This window comes from Arthrobacter sp. TJ-236 (assembly GCF_058269235.1).
Genome location: NZ_JBZCNI010000001.1, coordinates 1,737,963 through 1,752,762, shown reverse-complemented (window position 1 = coordinate 1,752,762; position 14,800 = coordinate 1,737,963). Strand labels below are relative to the sequence as shown.

The window sequence follows — 14,800 nt, the reverse complement described above, 5'->3', positions numbered from 1 at the left end:
AGGTGATGCAGAAGTACCCGAACGACAGTGGTCGGTCTGACCTCATGCTAGTCACAGCCCTGAGCGGTTATGCCCGCAGAACAGGGCAGTATTCGCCGAAGGTGCTGAGATGATGCGAGCATGTCTTCTCCGCTCGTTCCGTTGCTCGGGCCTCTTGAGACTGATCGCTTGATTCTCAGGCCTCAGATCATCACTGACGCCGCGGTGCTGCGTCAGTTGTGGACGGAGCGTGATCCGCGGGTGCCGGAACATCGGCGTATCGACGGTGAAGGCCGGCCGGCCGTGGAGGATATCGCCGCGAGGCTTGGCGAGCTGTGCGAAGCGCCAGGTCCTCGGCTCCTGACAGTCCAACGGAAAGATACCTCGGTAGTGATCGGTTACTGCGGCCTGATCACTACTGGGAACGGGTCTGCCGAGGAGCCTGAACTGGCTTTCGAGCTTTCCCAAGTAAGTCACGGGAACGGTTACGCCACCGAGGCAGGGCGCGCTGTTACCGCATGGGCCGACGAAGCTGGCTATCCCCGGTTGTGGGCGGGCGTGTGGGACTGGAATGTTGCCTCTCGACGGGTCCTGGGAAAGCTTGGGTTCCATCAAACGGGAACGGTGGAACCTGCTTCCCCTTACGGCCACACCTTGTTGACCCTGCGAGAGGTGTAATCGCTCTTCTCGCAGCAGACGGAAGCGTTGCGTTGAGGTACACCCCAACACCACAGTGCATGGGCGCTTACTTCACGTTGCTCTAGGGTCCATTCGCGACTTTCGCAACAAGAATCATCGAAGGTCTAGACATGATGCAACGCCGGCGTGGGTGCTGGGGGAGTGGGTCGCAGTGCGAAGTTGCGCGCTGGTCCTGGCGCGCGGCCTCCACAGTTGCCTCGCCCTGACTGCGTTCCTGCCTCAGCTCGAGAGAAGGACCACGGGACTCAGGGGACCGCCTGCTAGGAGCTGGAGGGATTCGCATCCGCCGGACCGTTGAGTCCGTCTTCGCGCGGGGCCGGCAGCTGTTACTTCTGGGCTTCGTTATATGCGTCGATGATGGTCTGGTTAATCCGGCCCCTCGAGCTGGGGTTGTACCCGTTCTCCTGCGCCCATGCGCGGATCTGCTGGGTGTCCTCACGCTTGAAACGGCTCGCGGTACCGCCAGCCTTTGAGGCGCTCTGGTTCCGGCGTCCGGTGCTGGCCTTACGTCCATTCTCCACGTACTCGGAGATAGCGGCGCGGAGCTTGGAGGCGTTCTCCGTGGTGAGGTCTATCTCGTATTCGGTGCCATCAAGCCCGAACCGCACTGTTTCGTCTGCTGTCTCACCATTGAGGTCATCAACCAATTCGACCTGCACGCGCTGCGCCATTGCTTACTCCTGTTTTCAATCGTTGATTCCCACAGCACACCAACTTACGTGCCGATCCCCGTCCATGCGATTCCCCATCAATCACCTCGATGTGTCCGCAGGCCGATCCCCGTCCAAGTAGTACGGCGGCGGCGTAGGCTACGAGGCATGATGACCGGGCACAGGTCGGGCCGAGATCGATGATGCTCGAAATCCTGGGATTAGCAGCACGCATCTTCTTCGAGATGTTGCCCGACTTGATCGGGGCCTTGGACTTCCCGGGTCGATCAAAGTACCGCGACTACCTCGACACGGTACCGACCGGTGCGGCCCCATTGCCCAAGCGCGAATGGAGAGCAGCTGGTAGACCCGAGCGCCACACGTCTGCCGAGAGCGCCGTCAGCAAAGCTGAAGGGCACCCATGACCTGATCGGCGGATCACGTCCGTCAATGCCCGTAAGCCGATCCCTATCCGTACGACTTTTCATGATGATGAGCCAGCAACTGCTTGACTCCTCACTCAAGGCTTACCGCACACCAACTACGGTTGTCAGTAACGCCTGAAAAAGTCTCTTTCATAACCTTTCGTCTTGACCGGACTCGGCCAAAGTAATCCCTGCGACCGACCAGTTTTCCCGAGGTACCTCATGAAGAATCACTCGGATCGTGTCGGGCCGGATACCCATCACCGACGCATAAGTTTCAGTGAGAGCCGCTAACAGCTCTCGCTTCTTCTCGCTCGATGAAGGAGTGGCGTTGCTTACCTGAATGAGTGGCATGGATCGAGAATGCCATGCCACGACACACCCGCCGCGCATATCCGAGGCAGCCTCGCGGGGCGTTGAGCCATGGCTTGACGGACGTTAATTGGAACCGAACCCAGCACACTTGCCCCGAAGTAGCTGTGGAATTTGGTCATGGCGCGTCCGGCAGATCTGACGGCGGGCAATAGAAGCCCCCGTCGGCGATGGGTGTGCAGCCCATCTCGTCCGCAGCCCCGTTCTGAGTTCCCCCGGCCGGAGCCTCTGTGACCACTGTGGTCGTGACCGTGGTCCACGAAGTGGCGGTGTTGGCGGGAATCCCGCCCAAAGCGTCGAGCTGAGTCCTTCGTTCGCCGATGAACAGGCCGGTGTCGGGGTCGACGATGAGGTCCTGCCGGAAGTTGCCGTTGGTTTCTACCCGGCCGATCGCTGTACCGGTCCGACCGTCGAGGGTTGCCTGGTCCTCGACGAACTCGACGCCGGGGATGAGCGCCGCCGCCTGGTACAGGGATGCCCGCACGTCGGCGGGTAGCACTCCTGTGCGCAACCTGTCGGCGATGAAGACCAGGGCTTCTCCGTCTTGGGACGGGCCGGAGCCGAGGGTGGTGCGGTAGATGTAGTTCAGTAGTTGATGTGGGTCCCGGGGAAGGTCGGACAGTGCTTCCGGGGAGACCTGGGAGTCGCCGCTGTACCAGCGGCCGGCGGGTGCGCGGAGCTTCTCGACGTAGTCCTTGCCGTACTCGGCGTAGATCGAGGCGAAGTTCGCATCTGATGCCGCTTGGGATTCCGGGCCGAAGGACCCATAGGGCTGGCTGACGGGGCGAAACCAGACCCACTTGTCATTGCGATCTGCGGGGATGTACATCTGGTCGGTCGTGAGCGCGAGGAAGGAAGTGCTCTCTGTCGAGTTGAGGTGCACTGCCTTGGTCTCCACCAGTAGGTACTCTCCCTCACCGACGGCGGGATCGGAGACCTGAACCGCGCTACTCGCCGCTTGCTCCAGAACGGCGGCCGCTGCGGTATCCGCGCCCCTCGCCAACCGGCAAAGCCGACCACGTCGGTAAGCACGAGGGTGACAGCCAGCACTGCGGCTGCCACCGAGCTGATCCCGACCCACTGCCATCTGCGTCGAGGGGAGCTGGCCTTTATCGTTCGATTGGGACCCCGCTTTGTGGTGGGAACCGGTGCATGAGTTTCGGTGGCGTCGATGCGGGCGAAAAGAGCAGCTTCCATCCGGCGCATGGAGTGCTCATCCGGGATGGGTGTGAGTGGCGTTGGGGTGTTCATGCTTCGTTCCTCTCAGCGGTCATCTGCAGGCGGAGTTGCTGTCGGGCTCGGGAGAGGCGGTTGCGTACTGCGCCATGGGTAATACCGGCAGACGCGGCTGCTTCCTCGTAGCTCGCGCCTTCGACCAGGCAGGAGTTGATGAGGTCTCGGTCTAGGGGAGGGAGATCCTCGATCGCTACGGTGAGACGGCGTTGTAGCTCTGCCGCCAAGACAATCGTTTCTGGGCTGTCGGAGACCCTGACGTCGTGGTCTTCGATCAGAGGTACCGTCTCGCGCCGGTTCGCTGCTCGCCGTCGATTGGATGCCTCGAACCGCGCCGTCACGATCAGCCAGGGCAGCATCGAATCACCGACAATTTTCAGTTCGCTGCGTTTCTGTCAGAGCAGGAAGAACGCGTCCTGAGCGGCCTCCTCGGCATCGGGTTCATTCCTGGTCACCACAAAGGCCGCGCCATAGACGATGGGCAGGTGCCGGCGGAAGAGGATGCGCAATCCTTCCCGGTCCCCGCGCTGTATGCGCGCGAGTGAATCCATGTCGCTCACCTGTGCGGCCACTGCCGATATCCGTGCATCAGGTCGATCCCCGTTCACTCGATGGTCAGACGACGACGTCATCCACCTAGTTATGTGCAGCCAACGGAAATCGTCTCAAAGATCGGTCCTTAGAAACGGCATCGTTCTGAGCTGCAAGCAGATGAACGGTCAGAGGAGTGTCTAGCACAGCGTTCGGCCCCTTGCGGTTTGGGTGCACGGGGACTCAATGCAAGTCCGTTGGCCGATCCGCTACCGTCCGTTTGATGGGGTGAGAATGTGCACGGCGACCGCGGTGATGGTGGCATGGCATTGGGCGATGATGAGCCAGGGGTGCACTGTGCCGAGGTAGAGAGCTAGCAGGACCGGGGCGATCGCCAGGATCGTCATGTCAGTGCCGCGTAGGAGGGATGATCCTTGATCGGCGGGGATCGGTCCGAACGGTGTTTCCACAGGTGGCAGGGTCCAGTCCGTGGGTGGGCGGCTGGCTGCGCGGACAGCTCCTGCCCCCATGCCGATACCGGCTAGTGCGCCGAGCAGGATCAGCAGCGGCCCGGTGGCGCCCAGTGCTGTGAGTGAGGCGGTAAGCGCGATCATCCATGTGATCGAGGCCAGGCAGGGCATGAGCATACGGCTGCTTCGCACCAGTGCCGGCGCAACAGGCAGGAGTGCGTCCAGTTCCGGGAGCACGGCGATGTGTCGTGCGACCGTCCCGGTTCCAGCCGCTGTTGCGCAGGCCGCGATGAGGATCACCCCGAGTTGGACGAGGACGGGCAGGGAAGGGGTGATCAGGGCAACGGCCAGACAAATCCCCCACCAGGTGAGGGCGCCGATGGGTGCTGGTTGCAGGCGAAGGAACGCCACGATGTCCGCGCGGATGATGGCAGTCGCTGGTGTTCGGGTGGGGCGTGCGTAGAAACGACTGGCTCGTGCGCTCGAGGATGTTGATTCGACGGTGAGGGACCGGCGGAGCTCGTTGACGTCGAGGAAGAAGATGGACGCTTCGGCGTGGCCTGACACGGCACCGCCGCGCACGAGTTCCGCACCAAGAACGTCCCCACTACGCGGCAGGACGTAGATGCTCAGGATGATCGCTGCTGTGAGAGTAGCAAGGAGCGGCCATGGTGTGGTGGTGAGGAAGGGAAGAACGGCGACGGGGATGAAGCCGATGAGCGTGCTGAGGCGAAGGACACGGGAACGGTCGGGTGTCAGTTGCAGGATCGCGGCGCTGCTGACGGCGATGACCGTGGCGGCGCCGAAGGTCGCTGCGGAACCAGCGTGCTCGACCACTGACCGGTCGCCGAAGGTGAGGAAGCTGTACGCGGCGTACACGATGGAAGCACCAGCGCCGGTGGTGATGAGTCGTTTGAGGAAGGACGGCAGGACCATCGGGCGACGGCTCACGGGTAACGGCAACCACCAGACGCCGTGGGCCCTGCTCACGGTGACCGGTCCCACCTTTCGGGCCGTCATGGTGATCCCGACCAATGCCAAGTAGGTCAGGAAGATCCAGAAGACTTCCGCTGGTAGTACCTGCCAGGACGCCGCCACCAGGGAGCCTGACCCAAGATCCCGGGCCGTGATCTCATCGCGTAGTGCCAGGACCAGGGACACCACCAGCATGATCACGCAGGCACCAGCCAACGCGTTCGAGTAGATGTCGATGAAGAGATCCCGCACAGAGGAACGGGACTTGTTGAACCGTCGGGAAGCACCCCGGGTGAAACGCACTACGTCCTTCGCGAGGTTGTGCGCAAGGTCGTCCGCGTCGCTGTCCGGCCCTTCTGACGTAGTGGGCGTTCGGGTCGTGTCAGGGTCCAGCAATGATCTCCGCTCCCCGTTCAGGGCTGACAGGTTCGACAACCTCATCGATGACCAGGCACGACGTCGCGCTCTGGACGAGCATTCGTGAATCATGCGTCACCAGGACGACCGCGCTACCGGTCTCGGCGCGACGCACGATGCGCTGCGCCAAAGCGTCCCGCATCACCGGATCCAAGCGTTGTTCCGGTTCGTCGAGGATCAACAGGGACGAAGATCGAATGAGACCCGCGGCCAGCAGCAGACGGCGTCGTTGCCCGGAGGACAGGGCGTCCGGAACCGCGCCGGACCGGTCCAGGAGACCGAAGAAGCTCAGCTCAGCGTCGACAGCGGCCTCAGGGTCGGGTACCGAATGCCCTCGCGCCACCAGCAACAAATGCTCACGGACAGTCAACGAAGGAAAGAACACGTCCTCGTCGAAGACGGCGGCGACCTGACGTCTGAACGGTATGGCGTCCGGCATAGCCGGTAGCCCGTGAACCCGGACCTCCCCGTTCAAGGGTGCCTGTCGACCTGCCAGCGTGCGAACCACCGTGGACTTCCCGGCACCATTGACTCCCACGACAGCCAGGATCTCTCCGGGGCTCACCGCGACGGTCACCTCCCCGCACACAGAAGACCCCGCGTACCCCACCACCAAGCGCTCTGCTTCCAGCACCGCCCCCATGTCAAACATGGCTTCAACCCTAACCGCGGCCAGAACAGCACATGTTTCGTCGCTCCGACGCCGTCCCGCCACCAACCCCATGAGTCACCCGCCGGCGCTTGTGACTACTTCACCTGCCCGAAAGCTGGTCGTCGACTATGCGGCCTGACACTAAACCGATCCAGGCTCCTTCGGGACCAGTGCGAGTGCGAGTGAGGATCGCTGAGCGGTCAGTCGGCTGAGGTAGCACCCGTGGTGGTTACGGAGGTGTTCTAGTCGAGTGAGTACTCCCGAGCAAGGTCGAAAGCTCGCGTCAGATCGTCTTGGACATCTATTTCGGGCTGACCTGAATCGGGGCGACGGTACAGAGCATTTCGGCTACGAAGGTAGGTTGCGCGTTCACAGACTTTCTTCAAAACCGCTGCCATGGAAGCTGAGCCTGTGCTCTGCAGCTCGAGGTAGGGCACGTTCCCCGGTGTGTACGAATACTCGGTGCCGTGACTGTCGACGAGAAGCATGATTTCGCCGTGTATGAAGAGTTCCTGTATGCCTTCCAGTTCTAAACGATCACGAAGGAAATGAACCGGGTCGTTGTCTTCTTCGAACGCAAGCAACGGATACGCCAACAAATCGGCGGCGCCAGATCCAAGACCTTCCTGGTCGTCGGCGAGTACCTGCCACCTGGACAGGGCAGCCGTCAGCACTTCCTCATACTGATCGCGCGCGAAGGACAGAACTTTTGGTCCTAGTACCGGCCTGGCCTCGCTACCCGTCGCGTCCTGCCACGAGATATTCGACCACGTGACGCAATCACCTGTCCGTTCGACCGCCGCACTCAGGGACCCGCAGCCAGCCTCCATGCAAGCAGGACAGACAAGTAGTGCAACGCGATCACCGTCGAAGTCTGGTTCCGCGTGGCCGAGCAGCCGGAGGATCTGAGTGACGGCTGCTCGAGCGTCAATTGATGTCAACGCGCTCTCCTCGGCTAGCAGGAAGCGCTCGGTCAGGTCGAAAACCTGCGACAACACCTGGCCATCGAGGACGAACTCCTGCCTCGCAGTTAGTCGAGGATCCTCCCTCCAGAACCTCGGCCACTCCCGCTGTCTCCAGTAGCGGACAACAGTTCGCAACCCCAGCACTACATGCACAGCACTCATACCGTGATTATCCCCAGATCGGTCTCGCAAACGGGGCAGGGAGCATCGCCCCTCCTGGATGGGAGTCCACAGGCGGATCCGGCCGCCCGCTAGCCGATCCCTGAGCGGACTCAGCGGCAGTCGCGTCTCGCTGTCAGATGAGGTCAAGCGGGAGTTCAGCTCGGAGTGTTGTGACCATCACCACCAAACATGAGTGCAACTCTCTCCAAGGACTTGAGTGGGGAGTACCAGAGCACAACCTCGCCGCCCAAGAACTCATACACCTCATCGAGCGTGACGACGTTGGCGACTGTTTCTCCCTCGTCGGCGCCAGGAGCGTCGGGATCAGTACGCCAGTAGTCAGCTGACCATAGGAAGTCTGCCGGCTCGTAGATGCGGTCGATAGCGGCCGAGCCCCAGACGATCACGAAAACTTGATGCCCCGCCCATGGCCCGGATTCGACAGATCCGGCGAATTCCCGGCGCCCATCAAGGACTGCCTGCCAATGCGGGGCAAGGCCATAAGTAGGCTCAGGAAACCGCTCGAGCTCCCGGACGCGATTCATCCGCTCCTTCAGCTCCGCGCGAGCTACCTTCCTAGCTTTCCACCACATAGGTCAAGGATGACGGATACAAGACGGACGGGAGCCGAACGTCCCCTGAGGATCCCTCAGCGGGCGCTTTCTCGGGCGGGTATATCGCGACAGTGAGGAGATCCTGTGGTTCGGATCGTGGGTTGGTTTAGATGTGGGTGCTGAGAATGACGCGGCCACGGTTGAGTACCTCGGTTATGAGGAGGCGTTCGCCGTGGCTGAAGTCCGGGCTGTAGTGCTCGCCGGCCGGGGTGATGCTTTCGAGGTTGTTGCCGTAGAAGAGTTTGTCGTAGCACGCGGAGGCCTCCGGTCCGCGATCATCCAAGGAGCTTCCGACACTGCGGGCAATATCGTTGAACAGGTTCCACCCGCTGAGTAGCTGCGCGCAGGTTTCGTCCGAGGCCGGCAGTTCCAGTAAGCGTTCGAGGTCGTCCAGGTTCTGAACGTCGTCCTTTCCCTTCTCGAGGCTCAGACCGTAGCGGTGTGCCACCCTCTCAAGCTCGATGGGGGTTCGCGCGGATACTATCCGGCCGTCGTCGACAAGCACCCGGTCGGTATCACCGTCGTCCTTGCCGGTTCCGTCGTCGGCCTGCCACACCATGCCCAGATTCTGGCTGCGGAAGCGGATCCAGTGCTCATATGAAATCATCACCCTTTGGATACTACTTACGGCCCGCTGCTTTACTCAGGCCGGGCTTCCAGCTCGCCCTTTGAATTTCCACTCAGATCGATGCACCTCACAGTGGAATATGAGCGGACCGACTTGTGTGAGTGTCGTTCGAAAGGATTTTCTAGCGGGCGTTTACTTCCTCGCTTGTTGGGTCGGGCACGGTTGAAAGGCGCCGGCCAAGGCGCCATTCGAGGCCGTCCACCTCGATGCGCAGGACCGGAAGCGTGCCTCGGCGGAGGAACCGCCGTCGCTGCTCGACGCGTCCGCCCCCTCGAAGGTAGGCGCGCATGACGAGGCAGAGCCTTCGAAGTTCGGCTTCCTTTCTTGCTTCCACGTCGTCATAGTCGAAAAGGATGGTCTGGACGTCCAACTCAGGGACAAGGGCGTCCATCCTCCCGTAGCTTGCCCGGATGATTGCTGTGCGGTCCATCCTGGAGCGGTTGCTTAAGTGGACCCCGTGCAGCCAAGAGTCGTCGATGGAAGCGATTGGTGTCGCAGTGAAGTTCTCATCGAACACCTCCGCGACGACGCGGTCGAGCATGGCTCTGATGTCGATGATCATGATGGAAGTATCGCAGGGCCGGCGGTGAGCGGATCCGGATACAGCAGCACCTTAAACTTGAGGAATCCAGGGGTCCACGAACAGGCTGAGGGATCACTTGGCGCTCTTCCTTCGCTAAGGAACCCTCTTGCCGTTGAAACCATGAAGCAGCCCGAGGCGGGTTAGCGAAAGGTGTGGCGGATACCAATCGAGCTCAAGGGGAGCACTCTCCCACGTCCGGTGAAGGGATCGACCACCGTGCTACTTCCTTGACCGCCGATCCTTGGCCTTATCGACGCGATCGACGACTACTGCCCCAACGATGACTAGGACGATCACGGCTACGCCTATCCCTGTGATGAGAAGTGCGAGGTTGATCGGCATCGCATCCGTGTTGATTCGCGTGGGGTACATGATCCGATCCAAGCCTGCGACGCCCGACGAACACAACTACCGAGGTCACGCACCTCTCGCCAGCACTCGGAACGGCCACTCAGCCATGAGACACCGCACTTGATCAGCTGGCCCTGAAGCTGTCCGAATGGAGGATGGCTATGCGGTTCGGACGTACATGTGGAGATTGGGCAGAGCGCTAGTCGACGTGACGGCCGCTGACGCCGCCCTTGCGTCTCCGTCGGCGCCGCCTGGCACGTGTGTTTTTCGGGTCAGGTAAGAGCTTCCCCAAGATCGCGCCACCGTCCTCAGGAACCATCCGACCCGCAACTAAACCCGCGAGAAGTAGGACCACCGCCGCTGTGACACCTAGTGACAAGGCGTCCCACCAGAAGTCGCGGCTCCAGTCCGATGGGCTGCCGACAGCGATTAGGTGATCTGGGTCCAGGGGATCCACGACGTATATAGCTTGCGCGCCGATCGACTTGTCGGGCAAGAAGTGGGCGAAGTCGATCTCGCGTTCCTGCCCCTGAATCTCCACGTAGTAGTACTCCGAGCTACGCCCGCCGTAATCGATCTTGGTGATCGGTGCACTTCGGCGGGGTCCCGTGGCGACAACTTCTCGGGCGTGCGCGAAGCTGGCGTCGGCGGAGACAACTATAAGTGCGGCGGACATTAGGACAAGAAAAACAGACAAGAACGCGAAAATCCGCCGCCGCGGCAAGGGCAGTGCGTCGAAGCGATCGGCGAGCTGGCCCTCTCTATCACGCAACCGGAGCGCCCAACTCCTACTCATGCCGGAATCGTATCGGTCGTCTCCCCGAACGCTCACGCACCGGTAGGGGATCCTCAAGTGAGATGGAGCGTCTCCTCTTATCAGCCTGCTACACGTCATCACTGGAGTATCGATATTCGTGGCGAAGGGTTCTGATTCGCTTGATCGCCGTGAAGATCAAAAGTGGTCCGAGGATAGCAGCTACAACGGCTGCGATCGTCGCTCCAGTGGAGGGCTTCCAGAAGGCGAGAAACACTAGTGCAACCGTGAGCACACCAAAAGCTATGCTCTGCATCGTCCACCAGATTGTGCCGCGGCGGACTGTCGGATGGGCAGATCCGTTGTTCAAATTGTCTCCCGCTGATATGGAGGTGGGCGCTGTTCAGCCTCTTGTTCTCGAGCAAAGCTACTACGAACAAGTTCCTTCGACTCGTCCCGCAAGCCGGTCCTTCAGTGGGACACAAATGACGGAGCGGCTGCTGACTCGCCTGAGTTACTCACGCCCGATCAATGCGATTCCCATATGCCCCGCCCGAGAAAAAGCCCGGTGATGGTGCCCTAAACGGGACACTTCAAGCATGTTGATTGCTGTCTCAAGGTGACGTGCAAGCACGGCACGAGTGTGACGGACGTGCGGAACGCGCCACCGACGGGGGCAGCTTGCACCGGAGTCACCGACGTGAGGTGAGCCCCGCTCTGAAGGCATCGGACGCCGTCGTGGAGCTGTTGATGCGCCAGTCCGCTTCCTTGTCGATGTGGAACCAGACGAGGGCGGCGACGTCCGGCTGGGCGGACAGGTAGCCGAAGAGGCTGCTGATCCACCCTGCCTTCGAGCCGCCGAGCTCGGACGCGGAGGTTTCCGCGATGACGATCGGCTTACCGGGAGCCAGCTGTCGCAGCTGCGCGAGGCCCTCGCCGAACAGTGCTTCCGGCTCCTGCCATGCGCTCCAGGACTGCGAGGTGCCCCAGTTGTAGCCATCGAGCGCCACGACGTCGACATACCCGGCTCCCGGGTAGAGGCCGCCGAGGGGAGTCGAGCCCCAGTAGGGCACATTCGGATTCCAGACCCAACGCACGTTCGAGGCACCCGTGGAGGCCATGACCTCATGGACGTGGCGGTAGGCCGCGACGTAGTCGCCCGCGCCGTTCCCGTTGACACCCTCGGCCCACGGGTACCAGTCGCCGTTCATCTCGTGCGCGAAGCGCAGGTACACGGGCTGGCCCCAGGCGCCGAGTGCCAGGCCCCACTCGCGGATGTGGGCGTCGTAGTCGCCCGCCGTGATGCGGTCGAGCGAGTAGGCGGGCTGGTCGACGCCGCCACCCCAGGCCCAGGGCTCCCACGTCAGGAGGGTCTCCGCGCCACGCGCGCGGACGGCGTCGAGTTCCGCGATGGGGGCCGGCTGCCGGAAGTCCTTGTAGGAGAGCACGATCGAGGGCGCCTCGCCGGCCAGGCGCGCCACCTCGTCGAGTTCGGCTGCGGCCGCGGGGCCGCCGTTGGTACCGACGCCGAACCGGATGCCCTTCGCCGGGTTCACGGCCGGTGCCGGGGCCGCGGCGACGGGCATGACGGTGTAGGTGGCGCGAGCCGCTACCGTGCCGGCCGTCGCCGTCACCGTGATGGCGCCGGAGCCCGCCGGGACCACCGAGGTGCGGAAGGTGCCGGTGGACGTCGTCGTGACGGTGACCGTCGCTGAACCCGCGGTGAGGGTCGTCGTCGCGCGCTTCGGGAAGCCCGCGCCCGTCACGGTCACGGCGGCTCCGGGCGCGCCCGTCGCGCTGCTGAGGCTGATCGTCGCGGCCGCACCGGCGGACGACGGCGTCAGGCCGACGAGAAGGAGCACGCTCGTCACCGCGATGATCACGAGGCGGAGGACGGCTGGGCTCGGAAGTGATGCCGGGAACGGGGAGCGAAGAGCGGGAGACATGTGACCTCACTGGTTTCGGTGGCCCGGCTGACCGCGTGGGTCCCGTGGCTTTGCGTCCCCGGCTCGCGCCGGGTTTGCCGTTGTCGTCGAGCGCCTGCTCCGGGCTGAAGGATCTGCCGGGGTGTCAGCGGTCTGGTTCTATTCTGCCGCCGGACGAAGCACAGTAGGGCGGACTTCCGCTGAAGTGTGCCGAAGGATCCGCGCAGGTTAAGCGCAGAGGGCTCCTGCTGAGCCGTCGGTTTCCGAACACGTGCCGTGGCGCGGGTGAAGCGGTCCTTTGTTCGCGCATCCCACACCGGGCGCGTGCGAGCCGTTACTGGGAATCGTTGGTGACCTCCACCACAATGGGTGCGGGTGCGGGCATGTCGATGCCTGCCCTAAGGAGAGCGAATGAAGCGAAGGACGGACTTCACGGCAACGATCGCGTCGCAGGTCGAGAACTTCCTACCCACCTTCAACGCGCGCATCGGCCCCGAGCTCGCGAGGGTGTTCGAGCGCGAGCAGCAGGACCTCCGGCGTGCCGGTGTGCCGAGGGACACGGCGGTGGTCGGTGACAAACTGCCGGACGCCGTGCTGTGCGGCGTGGACGGCTCGTCCGAGCGATTGAGCACGCTGCTCGTCGGTGCCGCCGCCGTGATCGTCTTCTACCGCGGCTCGTGGTGCCCGTTCTGCACCATCGCGCTGAGGACCTACCAGCGGGAGCTGCGACCGGTCGTGGACGCCCTCGGGACGAGGCTCCTCGCGGTCAGCCCGCAGGATCCGCACAGGGCGGCCGCTTCCGCCCGGGCGGAGGGAGTGACGCTCGACCTGTACTGCGACGAGGGAAACGCACTCGCCCGCAGTCTGGGGATCGTCATGACTCCGAGCGAGGAGGCGATGAGCGCACGGGCTGCGCTCGGGATGGACGTGGTGGGTGCTGCGATGGACCGCACCACGACCATCCCGTACCCCACGGTGCTCGTCAGCGACGCCACCGGCACCATCCGGCTCATGGACGTGCGTGCGGACTACACCACGCGGACCGAGACGTGCGACATCGTGGATGCCCTCATAGCGCTCTGACCCGCTCCGGAGTCGCCGACCGCGCATCGGGCGTATCAGGTCCCTCAGGCGAAGGAGACCGATCTGAGGCTGCGCGGGGACAGCCTGTCCTGCAGCACCAGGGTCGCGGCGCCGAGCGCCGCGGCGTCGTTCCCGTTGACCGAGAGCCGGACCTCGACCGGATGGATGGCGCGGGCCAGTGCGCGCTCCGCCAGGGCACTGGAGATGATGTCCACATAAAAGCTCCCGGCCGTGGAGAAGGCGCTTCCGGCGAGGACGATGAGTTGGAGATCGAGGAGGTTCACCATGGAGATCACCGCGCTGGCCACGTACTCGGCAGACTCCCGCATGAGGCGGAGCGCCGTCTCGTCGCCGTCGGTCGCTGCCGAACCGATGGCCGCGAAGTCCTCCGAGATCACCCCTGTGAGCGGGAGGTCGAGCGTCCCGGCTACGACGGCAGCGGCTGCCTGCGCCACCACCACTTTCGGGCTCGCGTACAGCTCGAGGCAGCCGATGTTCCCGCACGGGCAGGGCAACCCCCTGGCGTCCACGCTCACATGACCGATCTCCCCGACGTTCGAGCTGACGCCCTGGTAGATGGTGCCGTCCATGACGATCCCGGAGCCGATGCCGGAGCCCATGTACACCGACGCATAGGTGGAGTACCCCTCCGTGGCGCCGAGCCAGTACTCGCCGATCGCCGCGGCGGTCGCGTCGTTGTCGAACTCGCAGTGGAAGCCGGTGGTGGAGGAGAGCGCCCGCCTGATGGGGAAGTCGCTCCAGATCTCCAGGGACGGCGCGTACCGGACCGTGCCGGCCACGCGGTCGAGCGGCCCCGGCGTCGCGATGCCGAGCCCGACGATGCTCGACCGTGCCACGCCGGACTCGAGGATGAGCGCGTCGATGTCACGCGTCATACGGCTCACCACGGTCAGGGGGCTGGTGTCTCCCGGGCCCTCGACGCGTCGCCGCGCCATCACGTGCCCGCGGAGGTCGGCCACGATGTACGTGATGTAGTCCTGCCCGATGTGCACGCCGAGGCCGAGGCGCGATGCAGGATTCAGTTCGAGGAACATCCGGGGTTTTCCGCCGGTCGATTCACCACGGCCGGATTCCACCACGATGTTCTCGGACAGGAGGGTTCTCACGAGCGTGGAGATGGTGGCCTGGGTGAGCCCGGTCTTCTCGGCCAACTCCACCCGGCTGATCGGCCCCCAGGAGCGGATGAGGTCGATGATTTTACCTCGGGAAGACTCGCGGCGGCGGGTCTTTTCGATCACGGTCCATGGTAGCTCAGGGCCTCGGGAAGTTGAAGGCTTAACCTTTTGGGCCGTCGACCTCCGCTCGTCGGCC

Annotated in this window: 16 protein-coding genes and 1 riboswitch; of the genes, 2 read left to right on the top strand and 14 right to left on the bottom strand. The window is 63.2% G+C overall.

Going from position 1 to position 14,800, the window contains the following annotated elements:
* The first annotated feature begins 120 nt into the window (after positions 1–120).
* Positions 121–657, top strand: a complete 537-nt coding sequence (locus AC4D16_RS08325; RefSeq protein ID WP_490954588.1) for a GNAT family N-acetyltransferase — start codon at positions 121–123, stop codon at positions 655–657.
* A gap of 347 nt (positions 658–1,004) precedes the next feature.
* On the opposite strand, the gene AC4D16_RS08320 is transcribed toward AC4D16_RS08325, so the two are convergent.
* The 13 genes from AC4D16_RS08320 to AC4D16_RS08260 all read right to left on the bottom strand — a co-directional run bounded on the left by AC4D16_RS08320 (position 1,005) and on the right by AC4D16_RS08260 (position 12,406).
* Positions 1,005–1,349: a histone-like nucleoid-structuring protein Lsr2 gene (locus AC4D16_RS08320; protein ID WP_490954587.1), complete on the bottom strand. Its 345-nt coding sequence runs from the start codon at positions 1,347–1,349 to the stop codon at positions 1,005–1,007.
* Positions 1,350–1,903: 554 nt separating this feature from the next.
* Positions 1,904–2,107: a tautomerase family protein gene (locus AC4D16_RS08315; RefSeq protein WP_490954586.1), complete on the bottom strand. Its 204-nt coding sequence runs from the start codon at positions 2,105–2,107 to the stop codon at positions 1,904–1,906.
* Between the two features lie 136 nt (positions 2,108–2,243).
* The gene (locus AC4D16_RS08310) at positions 2,244–3,212 is read right to left on the bottom strand and encodes a CU044_5270 family protein (protein ID WP_490954585.1); all 969 of its coding nucleotides are present in this window, start codon (positions 3,210–3,212) and stop codon (positions 2,244–2,246) included.
* 160 nt (positions 3,213–3,372) lie between these two features.
* A complete protein-coding gene (locus AC4D16_RS08305) occupies positions 3,373–3,717 on the bottom strand; it encodes an RNA polymerase sigma factor (protein WP_490954584.1) in 345 nt (114 codons plus the stop codon).
* Between the two features lie 36 nt (positions 3,718–3,753).
* Entirely contained in the window at positions 3,754–3,909 is a 156-nt protein-coding gene (locus AC4D16_RS08300) for an RNA polymerase sigma factor (RefSeq protein ID WP_490954583.1), read from the bottom strand.
* Between the two features lie 249 nt (positions 3,910–4,158).
* On the bottom strand, positions 4,159–5,586 hold the full coding sequence (locus tag AC4D16_RS08295) for a DUF6297 family protein (RefSeq protein WP_490954582.1): 1,428 nt from the start codon (positions 5,584–5,586) through the stop codon (positions 4,159–4,161).
* A gap of 130 nt (positions 5,587–5,716) precedes the next feature.
* The gene (locus AC4D16_RS08290; RefSeq protein WP_490954581.1) at positions 5,717–6,403 is read right to left on the bottom strand and encodes an ABC transporter ATP-binding protein; all 687 of its coding nucleotides are present in this window, start codon (positions 6,401–6,403) and stop codon (positions 5,717–5,719) included.
* A 242-nt stretch (positions 6,404–6,645) separates the two neighbouring features.
* Positions 6,646–7,530, bottom strand: a complete 885-nt coding sequence (locus AC4D16_RS08285; RefSeq protein ID WP_490954580.1) for a hypothetical protein — start codon at positions 7,528–7,530, stop codon at positions 6,646–6,648.
* A gap of 155 nt (positions 7,531–7,685) precedes the next feature.
* Positions 7,686–8,123: a hypothetical protein gene (locus AC4D16_RS08280; protein WP_490954579.1), complete on the bottom strand. Its 438-nt coding sequence runs from the start codon at positions 8,121–8,123 to the stop codon at positions 7,686–7,688.
* A 127-nt stretch (positions 8,124–8,250) separates the two neighbouring features.
* Positions 8,251–8,703, bottom strand: a complete 453-nt coding sequence (locus tag AC4D16_RS08275) for a hypothetical protein (protein WP_490954578.1) — start codon at positions 8,701–8,703, stop codon at positions 8,251–8,253.
* Between the two features lie 190 nt (positions 8,704–8,893).
* On the bottom strand, positions 8,894–9,334 hold the full coding sequence (locus AC4D16_RS08270; protein ID WP_490954577.1) for a hypothetical protein: 441 nt from the start codon (positions 9,332–9,334) through the stop codon (positions 8,894–8,896).
* A 571-nt stretch (positions 9,335–9,905) separates the two neighbouring features.
* On the bottom strand, positions 9,906–10,502 hold the full coding sequence (locus AC4D16_RS08265) for a hypothetical protein (RefSeq protein WP_490954576.1): 597 nt from the start codon (positions 10,500–10,502) through the stop codon (positions 9,906–9,908).
* Between the two features lie 650 nt (positions 10,503–11,152).
* Positions 11,153–12,406, bottom strand: a complete 1,254-nt coding sequence (locus tag AC4D16_RS08260; protein ID WP_490954575.1) for a glycoside hydrolase family 26 protein — start codon at positions 12,404–12,406, stop codon at positions 11,153–11,155.
* Between the two features lie 14 nt (positions 12,407–12,420).
* A riboswitch (cyclic di-GMP riboswitch) is annotated at positions 12,421–12,495 on the bottom strand.
* 301 nt (positions 12,496–12,796) lie between these two features.
* Between AC4D16_RS08260 and AC4D16_RS08255 the strand changes: the two genes are divergently transcribed.
* Positions 12,797–13,468 carry a peroxiredoxin-like family protein gene (locus AC4D16_RS08255; protein WP_490954574.1) on the top strand — a complete coding sequence of 224 codons (672 nt, stop codon included), beginning with the start codon at positions 12,797–12,799 and terminating at the stop codon, positions 13,466–13,468.
* 44 nt (positions 13,469–13,512) lie between these two features.
* Here AC4D16_RS08255 and AC4D16_RS08250 read toward each other — a convergent pair whose 3' ends face one another.
* Positions 13,513–14,727 (bottom strand): ROK family transcriptional regulator, encoded by a 1,215-nt coding sequence (locus AC4D16_RS08250; protein ID WP_490954573.1) that lies wholly within the window; start codon positions 14,725–14,727, stop codon positions 13,513–13,515.
* Between the last annotated feature and the right edge of the window lie 73 nt (positions 14,728–14,800).

What these genes read in the sequence shown, in the direction of transcription:
- AC4D16_RS08325 (WP_490954588.1), top strand. Translation starts at nt 121, where the DNA reads ATGTCTTCTCCGCTCGTTCCGTTGCTCGGGCCTCTTGAGACTGATCGC.
- AC4D16_RS08320 (WP_490954587.1), bottom strand. Translation starts at nt 1,349, where the DNA reads ATGGCGCAGCGCGTGCAGGTCGAATTGGTTGATGACCTCAATGGTGAG.
- AC4D16_RS08315 (WP_490954586.1), bottom strand. Translation starts at nt 2,107, where the DNA reads ATGCCACTCATTCAGGTAAGCAACGCCACTCCTTCATCGAGCGAGAAG.
- AC4D16_RS08310 (WP_490954585.1), bottom strand. Translation starts at nt 3,212, where the DNA reads ATGGCAGTGGGTCGGGATCAGCTCGGTGGCAGCCGCAGTGCTGGCTGT.
- AC4D16_RS08305 (WP_490954584.1), bottom strand. Translation starts at nt 3,717, where the DNA reads ATGCTGCCCTGGCTGATCGTGACGGCGCGGTTCGAGGCATCCAATCGA.
- AC4D16_RS08300 (WP_490954583.1), bottom strand. Translation starts at nt 3,909, where the DNA reads ATGGATTCACTCGCGCGCATACAGCGCGGGGACCGGGAAGGATTGCGC.
- AC4D16_RS08290 (WP_490954581.1), bottom strand. Translation starts at nt 6,403, where the DNA reads ATGTTTGACATGGGGGCGGTGCTGGAAGCAGAGCGCTTGGTGGTGGGG.
- AC4D16_RS08285 (WP_490954580.1), bottom strand. Translation starts at nt 7,530, where the DNA reads ATGAGTGCTGTGCATGTAGTGCTGGGGTTGCGAACTGTTGTCCGCTAC.
- AC4D16_RS08280 (WP_490954579.1), bottom strand. Translation starts at nt 8,123, where the DNA reads ATGTGGTGGAAAGCTAGGAAGGTAGCTCGCGCGGAGCTGAAGGAGCGG.
- AC4D16_RS08275 (WP_490954578.1), bottom strand. Translation starts at nt 8,703, where the DNA reads ATGGTGTGGCAGGCCGACGACGGAACCGGCAAGGACGACGGTGATACC.
- AC4D16_RS08270 (WP_490954577.1), bottom strand. Translation starts at nt 9,334, where the DNA reads ATGATCATCGACATCAGAGCCATGCTCGACCGCGTCGTCGCGGAGGTG.
- AC4D16_RS08265 (WP_490954576.1), bottom strand. Translation starts at nt 10,502, where the DNA reads ATGAGTAGGAGTTGGGCGCTCCGGTTGCGTGATAGAGAGGGCCAGCTC.
- AC4D16_RS08260 (WP_490954575.1), bottom strand. Translation starts at nt 12,406, where the DNA reads ATGTCTCCCGCTCTTCGCTCCCCGTTCCCGGCATCACTTCCGAGCCCA.
- AC4D16_RS08255 (WP_490954574.1), top strand. Translation starts at nt 12,797, where the DNA reads ATGAAGCGAAGGACGGACTTCACGGCAACGATCGCGTCGCAGGTCGAG.